Origin of the sequence: Streptomyces gardneri, from assembly GCF_006539185.1 — a bacterium.
GTDB classification, from domain to species: Bacteria; Actinomycetota; Actinomycetes; order Streptomycetales; family Streptomycetaceae; genus Streptomyces; species Streptomyces gardneri.
This window is the reverse complement of the sequence record NZ_BJMN01000007.1, coordinates 41529-58965: the sequence shown is the minus strand read 5'-3', so window position 1 is coordinate 58965 and position 17437 is coordinate 41529. Positions and strand designations below refer to the sequence as shown.

At 69.0% G+C, this 17437-nt stretch carries 15 protein-coding genes and 3 pseudogenes; 6 read left to right on the top strand and 12 right to left on the bottom strand.

Features of this window, described 5'->3' with window-relative positions:
• Window positions 1-602: 602 nt before the first annotated feature.
• Window positions 603-986 carry a hypothetical protein gene (locus SGA01_RS05570; RefSeq protein ID WP_141293892.1) on the bottom strand — a complete coding sequence of 128 codons (384 nt, stop codon included), beginning with the start codon at window positions 984-986 and terminating at the stop codon, window positions 603-605.
• A gap of 190 nt (window positions 987-1176) precedes the next feature.
• Between SGA01_RS05570 and SGA01_RS05565 the strand changes: the two genes are divergently transcribed.
• Entirely contained in the window at window positions 1177-1920 is a 744-nt protein-coding gene (locus SGA01_RS05565) for an alpha/beta fold hydrolase (RefSeq protein ID WP_229918567.1), read from the top strand.
• 111 nt (window positions 1921-2031) lie between these two features.
• Here SGA01_RS05565 and SGA01_RS40885 read toward each other — a convergent pair whose 3' ends face one another.
• From SGA01_RS40885 to SGA01_RS05550, 4 genes are all read right to left on the bottom strand, one after another.
• Window positions 2032-2190, bottom strand: coding sequence for a hypothetical protein (locus SGA01_RS40885; protein WP_167534016.1), 159 nt, complete (start codon window positions 2188-2190; stop codon window positions 2032-2034).
• Window positions 2187-2354: a potassium-transporting ATPase subunit KdpA gene (locus SGA01_RS05560; protein ID WP_141293888.1), complete on the bottom strand. Its 168-nt coding sequence runs from the start codon at window positions 2352-2354 to the stop codon at window positions 2187-2189. The genes SGA01_RS40885 and SGA01_RS05560 overlap by 4 nt, the downstream gene beginning before the upstream one ends.
• 154 nt (window positions 2355-2508) lie before the next feature.
• Window positions 2509-3042, bottom strand: coding sequence for a universal stress protein (locus tag SGA01_RS05555; RefSeq protein ID WP_141293886.1), 534 nt, complete (start codon window positions 3040-3042; stop codon window positions 2509-2511).
• 112 nt (window positions 3043-3154) lie between these two features.
• Window positions 3155-5674, bottom strand: a complete 2520-nt coding sequence (locus SGA01_RS05550) for a sensor histidine kinase (protein ID WP_141293884.1) — start codon at window positions 5672-5674, stop codon at window positions 3155-3157.
• A gap of 292 nt (window positions 5675-5966) precedes the next feature.
• On the opposite strand from SGA01_RS05550, the gene SGA01_RS05545 reads away from it, so the two are divergent.
• A complete protein-coding gene (locus SGA01_RS05545) occupies window positions 5967-6800 on the top strand; it encodes a slipin family protein (RefSeq protein WP_141293882.1) in 834 nt (277 codons plus the stop codon).
• A gap of 396 nt (window positions 6801-7196) precedes the next feature.
• Window positions 7197-7685: a transposase gene (locus tag SGA01_RS42780; RefSeq protein WP_174867216.1), complete on the top strand. Its 489-nt coding sequence runs from the start codon at window positions 7197-7199 to the stop codon at window positions 7683-7685.
• Here SGA01_RS42780 and SGA01_RS05535 read toward each other — a convergent pair.
• Window positions 7610-8365: a tyrosine-type recombinase/integrase gene (locus tag SGA01_RS05535; RefSeq protein ID WP_229918565.1), complete on the bottom strand. Its 756-nt coding sequence runs from the start codon at window positions 8363-8365 to the stop codon at window positions 7610-7612. The two genes, SGA01_RS42780 and SGA01_RS05535, sit on opposite strands and share 76 nt — an antisense overlap.
• Window positions 8366-8410: 45 nt before the next feature.
• Here SGA01_RS05535 and SGA01_RS05530 point away from each other — a divergent pair.
• Window positions 8411-9127 (top strand): annotated as a pseudogene (locus SGA01_RS05530) (formylglycine-generating enzyme family protein); the annotation flags it as partial.
• A 1493-nt stretch (window positions 9128-10620) separates the two neighbouring features.
• Here the strand turns inward: SGA01_RS05530 and SGA01_RS05525 are convergent.
• The 6 genes and pseudogenes from SGA01_RS05525 to SGA01_RS41765 form a co-directional block, all read right to left on the bottom strand.
• Window positions 10621-11791: pseudogene (locus SGA01_RS05525) on the bottom strand (PP2C family protein-serine/threonine phosphatase).
• A gap of 442 nt (window positions 11792-12233) precedes the next feature.
• The gene (locus SGA01_RS05520) at window positions 12234-12437 is read right to left on the bottom strand and encodes a cold-shock protein (RefSeq protein WP_030052720.1); all 204 of its coding nucleotides are present in this window, start codon (window positions 12435-12437) and stop codon (window positions 12234-12236) included.
• A gap of 223 nt (window positions 12438-12660) precedes the next feature.
• Entirely contained in the window at window positions 12661-12999 is a 339-nt protein-coding gene (locus SGA01_RS05515; RefSeq protein WP_141293880.1) for a MerR family transcriptional regulator, read from the bottom strand.
• A 1097-nt stretch (window positions 13000-14096) separates the two neighbouring features.
• Window positions 14097-14399: a hypothetical protein gene (locus SGA01_RS05510; RefSeq protein ID WP_141293878.1), complete on the bottom strand. Its 303-nt coding sequence runs from the start codon at window positions 14397-14399 to the stop codon at window positions 14097-14099.
• Window positions 14400-14842: 443 nt separating this feature from the next.
• The gene (locus tag SGA01_RS41770; RefSeq protein WP_229918316.1) at window positions 14843-15406 is read right to left on the bottom strand and encodes a tyrosine-type recombinase/integrase; all 564 of its coding nucleotides are present in this window, start codon (window positions 15404-15406) and stop codon (window positions 14843-14845) included.
• Window positions 15330-15980, bottom strand: a complete 651-nt coding sequence (locus tag SGA01_RS41765) for a tyrosine-type recombinase/integrase (RefSeq protein WP_229918315.1) — start codon at window positions 15978-15980, stop codon at window positions 15330-15332. The genes SGA01_RS41770 and SGA01_RS41765 overlap by 77 nt, the downstream gene beginning before the upstream one ends.
• A 416-nt stretch (window positions 15981-16396) precedes the next feature.
• Between SGA01_RS41765 and SGA01_RS05500 the strand changes: the two genes are divergently transcribed.
• Both SGA01_RS05500 and SGA01_RS41760 read left to right on the top strand, forming a co-directional pair.
• Window positions 16397-16570, top strand: coding sequence for a hypothetical protein (locus SGA01_RS05500; RefSeq protein WP_229918314.1), 174 nt, complete (start codon window positions 16397-16399; stop codon window positions 16568-16570).
• Window positions 16485-16952, top strand: a pseudogene (locus SGA01_RS41760) (transposase); the annotation flags it as partial. The gene SGA01_RS05500 and the pseudogene SGA01_RS41760, both read left to right, overlap by 86 nt.
• Between the last annotated feature and the right edge of the window lie 485 nt (window positions 16953-17437).

Genomic DNA, 17437 nt, shown 5'->3' with positions numbered 1-17437 from the left:
CTGACGCAGTCCTGACGATTCCCATACGGATAGGGCGCGGGAAGGGACCCCGCTGCGGCGGCGGTCCGCCGCTGTACCCGAGTACGGGGACCGCCCGGCCCTTGCCCCTCAGCTCGGCCCGGGCGGTCCCCCTCGGGGAGACCGTCCGTGGCAGGTCTTTCACGCCTGTCCGGGCCCCCGCTTCCGGACTTCGTGTTTCTCCGGAGGTGATGGTCAATCGCCTCCGACCCACGCCACGAAGGGTCTTCCGTCCCCCGCGTCGATCATTCTGTGATCTGTTCTGGCCAGGAGCGGCGCTCGTTTACGTGGTTCTGATGCTGTTCGGGGCCGGATTCACGCGTTGTTGACGACGGGGCGGGGTGACCGTCAAGAGTGCGCAAGTTTGTCCCGCGCAACGCCTCTGAAGCCCGACGGAGCCTTAGGTTCCTCTTCAGTCGCCGAACAACCTGAATGTCCGGTGGCGTGAGGTTCCGGCCGCCCCATCGGCCAGACCTCCGACGGGACGAGTCATGGCGGTGACTCGTCCCGTCGTCATGCCTCGACATGCCTCCCGCGCCCGCAGCGAGACTCCCCGCCGTGACCCGGGGGCAGCCCGGAGCCCGTCAGGGCAGGGGCAGGGTCAGGGCGTACGGAAACTCCTCCCCGTCGCGCAGGAAGGTGATCCGCGCCCGGATCTCGCCGGCCCCGGCAGCGACGGCCGGCTGCCCCGTGATGCTTCCGTCGGTGTGCGTGCCGTCGGGACTGCGTCCGAAGGCGCCACCCCAGTCGGAGTACGTACGACCGAGGTCGTCCTCCGCCTCGAGGAACAGCAGGATGGACGCCTCGTCGTCCCCTCCCGGCAGGGGCGGAGTGATCGTGTACCGGATGGTGAAGGAGTCCTGATGGATGGTCAGACCGTGCACCGCCAACCGGTGCCGACCGTCGAGGATCGACAACTCCGGAAGACCACTGGTGTCACCGGTTCCGCTGTTCGTCACCTTGCTCATACGGAGATCCTCTCTGAATCCTGTGGATGCATGGGCCGTCAAGCGAGCGTGAAGACACCGCTCTGCCCCGGACAGCCCGTGTGATACTCGCCGCGTGATGTCGATCTATCGAAGCGCGGAGGGCCGGGAAGCCGTTCGGCGCTGGTGTGTCGAAGAGCTGGCTGCATGGCAAGTACCGCATGAATGCCGGGTGTTCAAGGCAGGCGGTGTCGAGACCCATGCGGTCGTCGCCGGCAGCGGCGGGCCGACGGTGGTGGTCGTACCCGGGACGAACTTCAACGCGGCGACCTGCCTGCCTCTGGCCACCGCCCTCGCCACCCGGTACCGGACCGTCCTGATCGACGTACCGGGTCAGCCGGGGTTGAGCTCGGGTGAGCGAGGCTTGGCGGAGGGCCGGCTCGACTGGTACGGGGCATGGTTGTCCGACGCCGTCGAGGCCTGCGCGTCAGGGCCGGTGATCGTGCTGGGCCACTCCTTCGGCGCGGCGATCGCGCTGTCCAGCGCCTCTCCCCGCATCGACGGGCAGATCCTCGTCTCCCCCGGCGGCCTCACCGGGCTGCGGCTGACGCCCGGTGTTCTGTGTGCTTCCGCCACCTGGCTCGCGATTCCCCGGCCACGGCACAGCGCCTGGCTCCTCCGCACCATGTACGGCACCGGCGGCACTCCCCGGCCCGCGCTGGTGGACTGGATGACGCTCGTCGCCCGCCACGCCCGGTCCAGCGGCGCCCCGGGGCTTGCCCACGTGGCGAGCCGGTCCGTCCCCCGGCGCGTCGTGACCGGCGAGCATGATGTGTTCCTGCCTCCGCGACGGCTCCGGGCCGCCGTGCGCCGAACGCTCGACGTCGAACTCGGGGTCGTCGAGGGCGCCGGACACCTCGTGATCGAGGAACAACCCGACCGCCTCGCCGACCTCGTCGGCCACCTGGTCGGCTGAGCGGGCGCCCGGGACGGGCAGCGACCCCAGGCCACCGGGCGGATGAACGACCGTTCCCGCCGCACCCCTTGGCACCTGCCCTCCCCGGCAGCACATACGCTCCCGCCGGTTTCACGAGGGCCGTGCGCCCGTGGAACCGGCGGTCGAGCTCGGTCGTCGCCGGAGCAGCTGGAGCAGTCCGTCCGCCACCGATCCGAGCGAGAGGGCGGGGAGGAAGTTCAGCAACGCCAGGATCACCGAAGCCGCCGTGGCCAGGACGACGAAGCTCACGCCGTGCGCGCGCGGAGGGTGCCCACCGTGACGACACCGGGCTGCTGCTTGGCAAGCCTCCCGGCGAGAGCCAGGACGCAGACCCTCGGCAGGTAACGCCCGGCCGGCATCGCCACCACCATCAGCAGGTTGTGGAAGTCGGTGGCTCCGTTGAAGCCGGCCATCGCACGCCCGGCCGATCGGCCGTGCCTGCTCCGAGATGAAGCTATGCCCGCCGGGATGGGGTCCGGCCACTCCGCTGACGGGCGCTTGACGGGATTCCCCTGCCCCGTAACGCGCTCCTGACGGAATGCAGGCGGCAGGAGGAGCGGGGCTCGGTCAGGGCGTGCCCTCCGTCAGTTGACGGGCGTCGAACCGCAGCCACCGGTTGAACCGGCGGTGCGCGGAAGCGAGGTCGCTCAGCAGGGGCGAGGGCGGTACGGCGAGGACCGGGCAGGCGGCATGGGCGACGCAGTACCGGACGACCGACGGGAACAGCAGCCGCCGCAGACCATCGCGTCGCCCCGCGCCGATCACCAGGAGATCACCGTCGCGGTCAGCCGATTCCACGAGTGCGGGGCCCGGATGACCACGCGCGATCATGCCCTGCCAGGGCACCCCCGGGCCGTCACTGCCGAACGCGTCTTCGATGGTTTCGAGCAGCCGGTCCGCCGCCGCCCGGCGGAAGTCGATCGCCGGAGGGGTCACCACGTGACGCTGAGCCGCCTCACCGTCCGGTGGCAGCCAGGCCAGCACGACCACCAGCTCCGCCCCGATACGCCGTGCCTCGTCCACGGCCCGGTGCAGCGCTGTCAGACTGCCCATCGAACCACTCACTCCGACCACGACGCGCCGCCCCTCGGCACCGCTCATCGCTCCATCACCCCTCGGCGTACGCACCTTCGGACATCTGCGCTCCCTGCATACGCCCGAGGACAGCGGCAGACCATGGCCTCCGCGTGCGCCTGACACTTCTCTGACGCGCCTACGCCGGTTTCCGCGACGCCAGGGGGCCCGCCGTCGGAAGCGTGAGCACCATCGCGAATCCCGGCAGGGCCGCGACGGGTGCCAGGGTGCCGCCCATGGCCTCGGCCAGGTCGCGGGACAGCCGCAGGATCACGCTGTCCGTCGTTCGGCCCTCCTGCTTCCCGGACACCACACCGTCGGCATCGCCAGTGGTCCCGTCCGTCACGAGAATGGCCAGGCGTCCGGGCCCCGTCTCGGCGGTCAGGTCCGCGGGCCGCTCGGGTGGGGCGTGGCGCAGGGCTTCCGCCGCCAGCGCGGCCAGAACGCGGGTGAGCACTGCCGCGTCGGCGATCACGTCGGGCAACTGCTCCGGCAGGCTGCAGCGGATCCGCTGGCTGCCGGGACCGAGGATGTCCAGGACCGCGGTCAGCACTTCGTCGAGGTCGACCGGGCGCGGATACATGTCGAGGGATTCCGCGTGCAGACGGCTGAGGTCGTCGAGGTCCGTGACGAGCTGGACGGCACGGCGCACCGACGATCGAGCTGTGGCGAGGAACCGCTCCACTTCCCGGACGGGCGGCCGGCTGTCCGGCCCGGCAGGGAGGCTGGAAAGGCGGTGGAGCGCCTCATCGGCGGTGCGGAGCGGGGCCCGCAGGTCACGGCTCGCGGCGAGGAGCAGGGACGCCCGGGTGTGTTCGGCCTCGGCACGAAGGCCGGTCTCGGCCGCCACGGCGGCAAGCCGGCCGTGCACGTGTGCCATCACCAACTGCGCGGCACACGCTTCGAGTACAAGCCGGTCGTCACTGCTCAGCGATCGGCCTCGGGCGGCCAGTATCAGTCCGTCGGCGGCGGGGCTTTCCACATCCGCGTCGTACGGGCGTTCCGGGGGATCCTCACCGGCGCCGGCGACCATGTGCCAACGAGGCGCGGCTGGGTGCTCCGTGTCTTCCGCCAGCAGGCTGACCGCATCCAGGCCGAAGTCCTCCCGGACCTGTTCGAGGAGAGACGCCAGGCCCTCGCCGTGCATCAGGGCGGCAGCCAGCCTGCTCAGCGCCCGAGCCTCGGATCTCGCGCGGACAGCCTCGTAGGTGCGGCGCGCGGCCGTGCCCGAGGCCATGCCGACCACGACGGCCGTGACCACGAACACGACGAGGGCCAGGACGTCGGAGGTGCGCTCGACATGCAGCGAGTGCAGTGGCGCGGTGAAGTAGTAGTCGGCGAGCAGGCCCGCTGCCAGAGCGGCGAGCAGAGCAGGGACAAGCCCACCGACGAGTGCGATGACGACGATGGTCAGGAGATACAGCACCAGAACAAAGGCCAGCTCCACGTCGTCACGGAGGGCGGCCAGCAACAGGGTGAGGGCCGGCAGTGCGACCGCCGTCATCAGCATCGCGGCCCAGAAGCGCCGCGGCCCGGTGGCTCGGGTCGGGTGGGGCAGCCGCAGGGGGGAGGACTCCCCTGCGGCGTGCTCGTGGGTCACGACGAGTACGTCGATGGGGCCGGATCGCCGGATCGTCCGGTGTCCCACACTTCCGTACAGGAACGTGGACAGCCGTCCCCGCCGGCTGGCGCCCAGCACGATCTGGGTGACGTTCTCGGCTTCGGCGAACTGCACCAAGGTCGCGGGGAGGTCTTCGCCGGACGTCTGGTGGTAGCTGCCTCCCAGCGACTCCACCAGGGCACGCTGGGCGGTGAGGGCAGCCGGATCGGCGTGGACGAGTCCGTCGCTCGGCACGACATGAAGCGCCAGGAGTTCGCTGCCGGGAGTGCGGGCGGTGACGCGGGCAGCCCGGCGGATCAGAGTCTCGCCCTCCGGGCCACCGGTCAGGGCGACCATGATGCGTTCGCGGGTCTCCCAGGGGGCGGTGATGCCGTGCTCGGCACGGTAGCGCTGCAGGCCTTCCTCCACGCGGTCCGCGAGCCACAGCAGGGCGAGCTCCCGCAGAGCTGTGAGGTTGCCGACGCGGAAGTAGTGGGTGAGGGCGGCCTCGACGCGGTCCGAGGGATAGATTTCGCCGTGCAGCATGCGACGGCGCAACAGCTCCGGCTCCAGGTCGACCAGCTCGATCTGGTCCGCGCGGCGCGCGACCTCGTCGGGCAGGGTCTCACGCTGCGGTACGCCGGTGATCTGCCGGACCACGTCGCCCAGGGACTCCAGGTGCTGGACGTTGAGCGTGGTGACGACATCCGTACCCGCGTCCAGGAGTTCCTCGACGTCCTGCCATCGCTTGGTGTTGCGGGAGCCGGGCACATTGGTGTGGGCCAGCTCGTCGACCAGGGCGACCTGCGGGCGGCAGGCGAGCACCGCGTCCAGATCCATCTCCGTGAAGGCCGCTCCGCGATGCGTCATGCTCCGCCGGGGAATGGTCTCCAGCCCTTCGACCAGGGCGGCGGTCGGCCGCCGCCCATGCGGCTCGACGAAACCGACGACCACGTCGGCCCCGATCGAGCGCAGCTGCTGGCCTTCTTCGAGCATGGCATACGTCTTTCCCACCCCAGGGGCTGCCCCGAGATAGATCCGCAATCGTCCACGCGGCATCGACGAGCTCCTGCCGGTCTGTCGCACCCACACGCTCTCCTTCCATCATGCGCGCCGACCTCCGCCACGCTCTGCGAAGCCGGATCAGCAGAGCGTGGCCTCCCCGCTCGCACGGCCTGTACGGGACGGGCCATCCCGGCGGAACCGGCAGCGTCTCCTTCTGGACATGCGAGGAATGGGCCGAGGCGCACGCAGACTTTGACACGTTCCTGACGTCTCGCCCTGCATCCGACACTCCCCCACGGACGTCCTGCCGAATGTCGAGAACGAATTCAAGAGGGAGTGAGCCGTCATGGATGGCGCAGTCGTCGGAGCCGTGATCACCGTCGTCTTCATCCTGCTGCTGTTGCGCAGCGGGTTGCGCGTGGTCAATCAGGTCGAGCGGGGCGTGGTGTTCCGCCTCGGCAAGGCGCTGCCTGGCCATCGACAGCCCGGCATCACCTTCCTGGTCCCCTTCGCCGACCGGATGCGGAAGGTGAACGTCCAGGTCGTGACCCTGCCGATCCCGACGCAGGAGGGCATCACCCGGGACAACGTCTCGGTCAAGGTCGACGCGGTCGTCTACTTCCGGGTCGTCGATCCGGCGCAGGCCACGATCGAGGTGCAGGACTACGTCTTCGCCGTCGGCCAGGTCGCGCAGTCCTCCCTCCGCTCGATCATCGGCAAGAGCGACCTGGACGACCTCCTCTCCGACCGCGAACGACTCCACGAGGGCCTCGCGTTGATGATCGACAGCCCGGCGGCCGGCTGGGGCGTCCACATCGACCGGGTCGAGATCAAGGACGTACAGCTGCCGGAGTCGCTCAAGCGATCGATGTCCCGGCAGGCCGAGGCGGAGCGCGAGCGGCGGGCCCGAGTGATCACCGCGGACGGCGAGTTCCAGGCCGCTCAGCAGCTGGCCAACGCGTCGCGGATCATGGCCGACACCCCGGAGGCCATGCAGTTGCGCCTGCTGCAGACAGTCGTCGAGGTCGCCGCGGAGAAGAACTCCACGCTCGTCATGCCCTTCCCGGTGGAACTTCTCCGCTACTTCGACCGCGCCGCCCGCCAGTTCGGCAAGGAGGACGCACCGGAGAAGCACGTCGAGCCCGGCGACGTCCCGGAGCAGCTCCCTTCCCGAGAGTAAGAACTCTCGCCCTCGTGTCCGGCGGGAACGGACGATGCGGCGGCGACGGGGCTGTCGAGCCGCCTGGTGTGCTTGCGCGACTCCCGCCGGATCGTCGCGTGCCATGAGGTGACTGAAGGCGGCCGTCGGGGAGATGACGCTCCACAGGACGCCCGCCACAGCCCGGGCGGCCCTGCTGCCTGCGACGAACGCGGCGACGACTCCGGCGAGCATCGGGATCCAGCGCTACAGGCAGTCAACGGTCCATAGAGAAGCCATCGGCGACCCCGTCCCCGCCACGCCAGGCTCCAGCCTCAGCACTCCGGGACCCTCGGACGCACCGAAAACTGCCAGCTCAACGTCTTCGCCGCCTATGTCGCCACCCGCGGCCGGGCCCTGGCCGACCGCTAGCTCTACCTGCCCAAGTCCTGGACCGAGGACCGCGAACGATGCCGCGCCGCCAAAGTCCCCGACGACCGGGAGCTCGCCACGAATGACGAACCGTCCCGGCGCATGGTGCTGCGCGCCGTCACCTCGCCGATGCCCATCACCTGGGTTACCGCGGACGCTGCCTACGGGCAGGAGAGCCGCTTCCGTCGGCTGCTGCAGTCGGGACTTCGGCTACGTGCTGCCCGTGCCCAAGCCCCAGTTCACCGCAGGCTGTTCCCGCGTCGACGACCTGTTCGCGCAGGCTCAAACCAAGATCCGGACCGTGCGCTGCCCAGCCAGCTGCTGGTCGACCGATTCTCTGCCGTCTCCGCTGGTCGGCGGCCACACGAAGCCTGTGCCACCAGGAGACGAAGAACCTGTTGTTCCCCGAAACGGTGCAATCAGGCTGCCTCCCAGAGGCCAGCGTCGAGGATCCGTGCGGCCTTGGTGATGCTGCCCGGCATCAGATGCCGGTAGGTCCGGTACGTCTCCTCGATGGACTTGTGGCCCATCCATTCCGCTACGTCGGTGATGGGGATCCCGTTCCCAAGCGCGTTCGAGGCGAAGTAGTGCCGGAAGCCGTACATCCCCACCCCTTCCTCCGCCGGAAGGTTCACGAAGAGCCTCTTCACACGGCGCCGTTCCATGCCTTCAGTGAAGTAGCCGCCCAGACCGCGCAGCAGGTAGCCGTCCTTCGTGGTGCCGTGTTTCGCCTCGTAGCGCTCGATCGTCTCCCGCACCGACCGTGGCAGGGGCACCTCTCGGAACTCCCCCACCTTGCGGTGCTTCAGCTTCGCCGGCTTCAGCGTGTTGGAATGGATCTGCTCACGCACCCGGTAGACATCCTGCGCCACGACATAGTTGATGTTCACCGCCCGCGCCTCGCCGTTCCGGAGGCCGCATCCCGCCATCATGACGATCTCCAGCGCGAGGTCCTCGTCAGCGACAAGCAGCGCCCTTTTCACATAGGCGAGAGACGGGATGGCCACCTTCTCCCGGACGTACTCCGGTTCCTGAACGCCCTTCACCGGGTCGTCCGCCATGCCCCCCTTGGCATAGGCGTCCCGCAGGATGGTCTTGAGGACCCGGAAGATGTTCACCTGGTTCCCTCGGCCGACCCCGTCGCTCTCCATCTCGTCCAGGAACCGCTCGACCACCAGCGGCGTGACCGAGTTCAGCTTTCGTGATCCGAGGCGGGGGACAGCAACGAACGGTTCGCGGCCTTCGTCGCCGACACCGAATACCAGACCGACGCCGAGCGGTTCGGCTGGTCGTACGTGTTCGCCGGCTTCCTCCCCGCTGACCTACGGCGCGGCGCACCGCGGCCCGAGGGCACCCCGTGGTGGTGCGGCGTCGAGGGCGCCTCCTGGCATCGCCCCGAGGGGCCGGGCAGCACGCTGGAGGGTCGCGGCGCGCACCCGGTGGTGCACGTGTCCTGGAACGACGCGGCGGCATACGCGCGGTGGGCGGGCAAGCGGCTACCGACCGAGGCCGAGTGGGAGTACGCGGCGCGCGGCGGCCTGGAACAGAAGCGCTATCCATGGGGCGACGAGCTGAACCCGGACGGAGCCTTTCGCTGCAACATCTGGCGCGGGCACTTCCCCGCGAAGAACACCGCCGAGGACGGCTACCGCGGCACCGCCCCCGTCGACGCCTTCTCACCCAACCGGTTCGGCCTGTGGAACATGGCCGGCAATGTATGGGAGTGGTGCACCGACTGGTGGACCACCGACCACGACGCAGCCCGCCCCCTGGTGAATCCCAAGGGCCCGGCCGCCGGTACCGAAAAGGTCATCCGAGGCGGCTCCCACATGTGCCACAAGTCCTACTGCAACCGTTACCGCGTCGCGGCCCGCAGCGCCAACAGCCCGGACAGCTCCAGCGGGCACGCGGGCTTCCGCTGCGCCGCACCCCTATGAGAACCCCTATCGCCCCTCCGGCCAACGACCTGGCAGGCCCTCACAAGGCGGGCGATCCAATCGCTGGTCGTGCCGGCCCGGGCCGGCCTGAGCGGTTCGGCCACGATTCGGAGGTAGGGACGCCAGTGCGCAAGAACGCGGAACGTAGTCCATGTGCAGCACGGCAGTGCGGCTGACCGCCGAGCCACGATGAGCCGAGGCCGGCGAGCCGGAGGATGCCTGCTCGCTCACGCTCACGCCGAGAAGGCCGTCACGTCGGGCCGTCGCGAACCCGGTCGACGTCACGCGCGGACCGTTCGCCGGGCTTCAATCCGGCGGCAGAGGTCCATCATCAGCGCAGAAGGGGCAGCGGACCGGTTTAAGGACGGGGGATTCTCGGTTGGTCGCCCTCTTGCGTGGACGTCGATCGTCAGTGGCCATCGACATGGAGGGCGGCGACAAGAGATCGCGGCAGCACCTCCTGCCATCCGAACAGACGGACCCCCAGCACCGCGTCTCCCTCACGGTGGACTTCGAGGCCGGGAAGGTCGGTCTGACACCACGCCGCGTCACTGTCCATGCCCGACCATCGGCCCCTTCGGAGCGGTGGATCGCCGCCGCCCGTCCCGCCGTGCCCTGACGTCACCCGTCCGGCCCTTCCGCCGCGGTGACCCGGCCCGCTGACAGTGCTGTCGTCAGCGTCTCCCGGGATGCCGTGTTTGCCGACCACCTCTGGCTACGCGTCGGGTTCCCGCCCGGGCGGCGAGCACCTCGCCTACCTGGTGCACATCCGCGCCGGCCAGGTCAGGTCCCAGCTCGATACGCACCGAGGGCCGCTTCGCCACCCCGCAGAGATGTTCATCAGCCGGGACATACGGTGAACCGGCGGATGCCGTAGGCGGAGGCGGCCGCCCCGGCCAGCCGGCCACGAGAAGACACTCGGGAGCCCTCACCGCCCGAATTGTCACCCCATGCGAAGTGGTAGAGGCGGGTCATCGGCCGTCCATTCCCATGTGCAGGTCGTCGTGCGCGCTGATGCGCTCCGCTGTCGAGTCGAGGTCGGCGACCTCGCCCTCGTCCCAGTACCAGCCCGTCGCCTCTAACGCGGGGAGCAGAGGTTGTTCTCCGCGAGCAGGCCGTTGGGGCCGAGGGGCGGCCATGTCGGGCAGCGCGTTCAGCGCGGGCTGAGTGGGGAGCGGGCAGGACCTGGCCCAGCGCTCTCGGGGGGACTACCAGTGCCAGGGTCGCGACAGGGGTTGAGCTCTCACCAGGGATGGCATGTCCGCCGAGCTCCAGGCCGGCGGTATCCAGCTCGAACTCCTCACAGGCCCGCTCACCGGCATCTACGACCCCAACGGCATCGACGCCAGGCTTTTTCGCCGTGCTTGCCGTGGGGCCAGACGGATCGAGCGCGGCTGCATCCGGGAGAAGACCCCGAAGGCCGGCCGACCGCGTCGGCCGAAGGCAACCACGCTGCTCTGCGGCGTTCGCTCTCGCGGCCGGTACGGCCGAGCCTACGGCTTCGGGCGGTCGGGCGAGGCTTGGTGGGTGTCCGCCCCGGAGCTGACCTGCCGCTGGGTCTCCTGAGGGCCGTGCCAGTCCAGGCACATCACGGTGGCGTCGTCCTCGAGTCGGTCGCCGGCTGCGCCCCGTACCGCTGAAGTCATGGCCAGAGCGGCCTCGCGGGGGTGCAGGTTCCGGGTGCGCTCCAACAGGCCGGGGAGATCGACGTTCTCTCCGTGGCGCTCGAGCATGCCGTCGGTGAACATGAGCAGTCGGTCGCCGGGGCGCAGGTCGACGTCCTGAGCGCGGTACGGGTGGGGCACGGGGACGGACAGTCCGAAGGGGTGGTCCACCTCGCAGGTGATCGCCTTCGCGACCCCTTGGCGCAGTCGCAGTGGCCAGGGGTGACCGGCGTTGACGAGCTGGGACCGCCCCGTGTGGAGGTTGATGCGCAACAGCTGCCCCGTGGCGTGGCCCTGGCCGTGGTCGGCCAGGGCCTGGTCCGCCAGATGGGCCTGCTCCACCAGGCCGGCACCTGCGCGACGGGCGCCCCGCAAGGCGCCGACCAGCACGGTGGCGGCCAGGGCCGCGTCGATGTCGTGCCCCATGGGGTCGGTCACCGACACGTGCAGGGTGTCGCGGTCCAGGGTGTAGTCGAAGGTGTCGCCGCTGAGGTCTTCGGAGGGCTCGAGGCTCCCGCACAGGGTGAACTGGGCCGCCTCGCACGACAGGGACGGGGGAAGCAGCTGGTACTGGATCTCCGCGGCCAGGGTGGGCGGTCTGGAGCGCTTGCCCCAGGTGTAGAGGTCGGTGAAGCGACCGTTGGCGATCACGACGTAAGCCAGTACGTGCGCGGCTTCCTCGACCGCGGTGAGGGTGCCCTCGCCGGGTCCGGCCGGCAGAAGGAGTTCCAGGAGCCCGATCGCGTCCCCCCGGTTGGTGACCGGCGCGATCACGCGGTGTCCGCGGTGGGTCGCCTCCTGGTACAGCCGCTGGGTACGGCACATGTTCGTACACGCTGCCGAGCAAGGGAATCCGTTCCGCTCCCCGGCCGCCCTCCCCCGCAGCGGTGGTGGACAGCCGGGCCACCGCCCTCCCCGTCAGGTCCACGATGAGGAAGGAGCCCTCGACGGCCTCGAACCGCCGACGCAGATCCCGCGCAACGACGTCGACGGCCTCCACCGGCGCGGCCGTCTCCGCTGCGGTCAGAAGCCGAGGAAGCTCACTCTGCCCAGCAGCCACGGCCACGGTCCCTTCGACGAGCCCCGCCCGCGCCGACACGGCAATCCGCCAGGGTGAGCGCCAGCAGCCAGGCTCTTCACATACACATCATCCCCCAGGAGAGAGTCGGCCACAGGTCTGCCGCATCGCGGCGCGGCACGTTACTGGCAGTAGGGCCGCGGTGAACATCGATGCAGCTCGGCGACCGGCGCGCGCTCGCCTCGACCAGCGCCCACTGCGCCAGGTCCCCCCGGCATCGCCGGGCCCTGCTCATACCGCCAGTGCCACGGTGGCGACGAGGCCATGAGCGGGTTCCGGGGACACTCAACCCGGAACACGCGAAGCAGCCGTGCGCCCTGAGCCCAGTGCCCCCGGTTCCACCTCCACCGGCGGGTGGAACGGGTCAGGCGAGGTTGATGTTCTCCGCCTGGGGGCCCTTCTGGCCCTGGGTGACGTCGAACGTGACGGCCTGGCCTTCCTGGAGCTCACGGAAGCCCGTCGAGTTGATGGCCGAGTAGTGGGCGAAGACGTCCGGGCCGCCGCCGTCCTGGGCGATGAAGCCGAAGCCCTTCTCAGCGTTGAACCACTTCACAGTTCCGGTAGCCATGTTCATGCCTTCCAGTCGATGGACGCCTCCCGCACCCTGCGGAAGACGGAGGTGATCGCCCTGGTTCCTGCGGCACAGCACAGCAAAACGCCCACGCCTAGGCGTGGGCAAAGGGAACTTCCGAACCACGACAGCTAACGGGGACGGTACACGTCCGCACAGCCTGTCACCAGAGGAAACGTATCCCTGGGTGAGTGCGCGGTCCCGGCGGGCTGGCACCGCCTCAGGCCGGGGCCGGCGGGTGGGCCGTTTCGGTGGCGCGGCGGTATTCGGCGTTGATGCGCTGGGCCTCTTCGAGCTGGTCTTCCAGAACGATGATGCGGCAGGCGGCTTCGATCGGTGTGCCCTGATCCACGAGTTCGCGGGCGCGGGCGGCGATGCGCAGCTGATAGCGGGAGTAGCGGCGGTGGCCGCCTTCCGAGCGCAGCGGGGTGATGAGGCGGGCTTCGCCGATGGCGCGGAGGAATCCTTGTGTGGTGCCGAGCATTTCGGCGGCCCTGCCCATCGTGTAGGCGGGGTAGTCGTCGTCGTCGAGACGGCCGTACGAGTCGTCTGCTGTCATCTGCACCTCTCTCGTGGAACGCGTGGAGGGGCCCTGGTGCCGTACTGGCACCAGGGCCCCGAAGGAACTTCTACACCACCTGCCGGCCCTGATACTGCGCCGGCGTTCTGTGTCCGCGTACCCGACCTGGCTGCTGTCGGGGGTGCGGGGATCGCGGTTGCTTGACCGGAGACCACCTCGATATCGATGTCCTGCGGTACCCGGGCTCAGACTTCCGCCCGGGCGATCCTGATGGCGCGAGTTCCTCCATTCTTCCTCGGTGATCAACTACTTACTACGGGGTACTGCGTACTGCGGGTACTGCTGGTGATGCGAACCACTCAGTGGCCTGTGAAAGCGCCACACTTCGGCAGCCAGCCCCGTCGCCCGTCCTGCGTCTGCTCTGGCTTAGAACCCCACTGCCGAACTTCCCGGTGCGCGCGTCCGCAGCCGACGCCTTCACCAGGGGTACTGCTCACTGACTTCACTGCTGGGTACTGCGCACTGCACTCACGGGTACCGCACCTGCCATGACCGCGGTCCCGCTCACGGCGGCCCCTGATCACTGCGGGCCACCCGGTCCGGCCGTCGGTCCCGTCGCCGTCCTGCAACAACCTGGCTTCGAAACTCCACCGCCGCACCGTCCTGCTCACTGCAACTACCTGTACTGCTGGTACTGCTTGCCGGCAGTTCGTCCCTGCCAGGCCCTGCCGTCTCTCTGGGCTACGAGAGAAACCATAACCACGCCACCACCCAATGTCTACTCCGGCCGACATAGATTTCCGTGTGTCCGGTGGGCAGGTAATCGACCTCGAACGGTGACGCGGAGGGTCGCGGGGCGGTCATCGCCGGGTTACTCACCGCATATCCGGGCACACGCCACGGACGGGTAGGGGCCGGTTCTGGCGATCACGGACCAGGGGCCTGATGGACACGATGAGCAAGGCCCCGACCGCTCGGGGAGATCGGGACCTTCGCATGCATCGGGGGAGCTGACACGGCCCCGACGCCAGAGCACGGAATCGGGGGCCGCGGACTGCACCGGCCCCGACGTGGGGCGTCCAGACCAGTGCACGCGTCACTGGCCCAACGCAGGCCGCTCGGAGGACACGGGCGCATCAGCCGCCGGCGTCCCCGTTCCGCCGGCAGGTGGAGAGGGCGACGAACACCGGTGTGGCGACGAGCGCCCCGTCGCGGTGGAACAGCGGCGTGGCGAGGAACTCCACGCGGGCACCGTTCGACGGCAACACGCCGGGATTCAGCATGGTGTCGACGGCGGCCTCGTATGACGCCTTGGCCTCGCCTCGCGGGCCCGCGCGGATGACGCCTCCGCTCCACGGGCGGGCCTGTGTACATGTCCAAGCGGCGGTTGCCTTCAGGACCCAGCGCCGCGCCGTGTAGACGCACCCCTCGACCAGCACGAACCCCGGGGTACGCCGAGCCTCCGATCTCAGCGAAAACGGTGGTGGTTGTATTCCCTGCTAACCGCCCCACCCTTCCCTCCACAGCCATGACCCTGCTTCCAACAGTCAGGTATCACCTACCGGTCCGACACACGCCGCGCGCCCCGCCGATACAGCGCGTAAGCGTCTCGCAGGTCCAGGAAGAGCCGAATGACCAGCGGAAACACCACCCGGAACCAGCGTTCGCTGGGGAGAATCTGGGGAGAATGGAGCTGCCCCGGGGAGTGGCTGGGGAGAATCGAACGCGTAAAACGGCGTCACCGTGAAAGCCCCAGAAACGAGCAAAGCCCCAGGTCAGCACACCTCGTACAGCGATCTTCGCAGGTCAGCGCATTGAGGGCGACGACTTCAAGAAGATCTCCTCGCCACCTCAACAGGTCATGTGTCGCTCTAACCGCCCTTCAGGCTGCTTCCCAGAGGCCGGCGTCCAGGATCCGTGCGGCCTTGGTGATGCTGCCCGGCATCAGGTGCCGGTAGGTCCGGTACGTCTCCTCGATGGACTTGTGGCCCATCCATTCCGCCACGTCGGTGATCGGGATGCCGCTGTCGAGGGCGTTCGAGGCGAAGTAGTGCCGGAAGCCGTACATCCCGACACCTTCTTCCGGCGGGAGGTCTTCGAAGAGCCTCTTCACCCGGCGTCGCTCCATGCCTTCGGTGAAATAGCCGCCCGGGCCGCACAGGAGGTAGCCCTCCTTCGTGGTGCCGTGCTTGGCCGCGTAGTGCTCGATCGCCTCCCGGACCGATCGTGGCAGAGGAACCTCCCGGAACTCCCCCGTCTTGCGGTGCTTCAGCTTCGCCGGCTTGAGCGTGTTGGAGTGGATCTGCTCGCGCACCCGGTACACGTCCTGGGCCACGACGTTGTGGACGTTCACCGCCCGCGCCTCACCATTACGCAGGCCGCATCCCGCCATCATGACGATCTCCAGTGCCAGGTCCTCGTCGGCGACCGTCAGTGCCTTCTTCACGTAGGCGAGGGATGGGATGGCGACCTGCTCGCGGACGTACTCCGGTTCCTGGACTCCCTTCACCGGGTCGTCCGCCATGCCCCCCCTTGGCGTACGCGTCCCGAAGGATGGTCTTGAGGACCCGGAAGATGTTCACCTGGTTGCCTCGGCCAACCCCGTCGCTCTCCATCTCGTCCAGGAACCGCTCGACCACCAGCGGCGTGACCGAGTTCAGCTTCCGCGACCCCAGGCGCGGGACGATGTGCACGTTGATCGAGCTGTCGACGTGCCAGCCGGTGGAGTAGTCCGTCATCTTGCGCTGCCGAGGCCGCCACTGCTTCGCGTACTCCTCGACCGTCTGCTGACCCAGCTCACGGCGGGCCGCCGCCACGGACGGCGCCGTGGTCTTCTTCTCCGCATACAGCTGCGTGAGGCGCTCGATCGCATCGTCCTGCGTGCCGTAACCGGACTCCTCGCGCTGCTTGCCGAGGGCGTCGCGGAAACGGATCATGTACGGGTGAGGGCAGCGGGTGGGCTTCGCGCAGCCGCAGTCCTTGAAGAAGGACCCCATGCCGCGGGCGAGCTGTCGAGCCATGTGACGCACCATCCGTTCCAGCCCAAGAACCGCGCTCAGTCGCCGCACTGCAGGTCGAAGGTCAGCAAACGGGGACACCATGCGGACGCATGCTGACCGTTTGCTGACCTGAGGGGGACACATGATGCCCCTGACCTGCGGCGACGCCAAATAGTCAGATCTTGGACTTGAACAGAGTGCGCAGCATTCGGGACTCCTCTGAGACGGCTCCCTGCCTGCTTTGTGCAGGTCAAGGGCGCTCTCGACCTTACACCGACACCCCTATTCGATGTTTGTGAGGAACATCGCTCCGGTCAGGCGAGATGGCTCCCTACCTGGGGTTTCGCGCCGTCACCGACGCCTTTACAGGCAATCGCTCGGGATTGCCTGGCGACTCATGCTGACCGGATGCTGACTTACCTGATGAGCCATCAGGCATGCGAAGGACCACGCGCGCCGTCCACCTTCCCGACCAGGACACCGCCCTCCAGCTGCTCGGCGACACGCTCCGACACGGGGACGTCGTCCTGGTCAAGGCATCCCGCGGGGTCCAGCTCCAACAGCTCGCCGAGCGACTGCTGGAACCGAACCCCGAGCCCACCGGCGCTTAGGACTCCTGATGATGCTGAGGCTGGTGTGTGGAACCTCTGCGCGAGGTCCTCTGCGCGAGGTCCTCCTCGCCAGACTCCGCGGCGCGAACGTTCTGGACTTCTCCCGTGCGGCGGTCGACGGGTCCCACATCCGGGCGTTAAAAGGAGACCCAATACCGGACGAAGCCCAGTGGACCGGGGCAGGGTGGGAAGCAAGCACCACCTGATCACCGACGCCACCGGCATCCCGCTTCCAGCCACCTGACCGGTGGCAACCCGCAGCGACGTCACCCAGCTGATCCCGCTCCTCCAGGCCGTGCCGCCCGTGCGCGGCCGGCGTGGCCGACCTCGACGCCGGCCTGACGTGGTGCTGGGTGACCGCGGCTACGGCCACGACAAGTACGTCGACACCAGCACCTGGGAGCGGGACAGGATCGACCGGCGGATGGAGGTGGCCGCGGCGGCAGCGTCTGTTTCGCCGCCGATCGGGGGTTCTCCCGGCTGCGCTTCGTCATCGTGCGGGTGCCACATGTGCACGCTGTACGGAACGGAGCGGTCCAGGAGGGAAGTGAGAGCCGGATGAGGAGGCACCTCATGCGCGGAGCCGGGCGTGTCGGCTGGGCCGTCGCGACGGTGACGGGGAGGACGCTGGCCACATGATGCTCGACCGGCGCAAAGCCGAGCATTTCCTCGCCTTCACCAGCATCGCCTGCACCCTCATCTGCTAGCGCAGACTCGCGTGCCTATGCCTGAAGCGCCAGGGTCGGCGAGAGACGGGACGCCGCAGGCGGGAACGTCGGTTGGTACCCCGTCGCGACCGGCTGGCACGGCGCAGGCGGGGCGAATCGTCTGTCCCGGCCTGCTCCCACTCCCCTCCCCGTAGGGGGC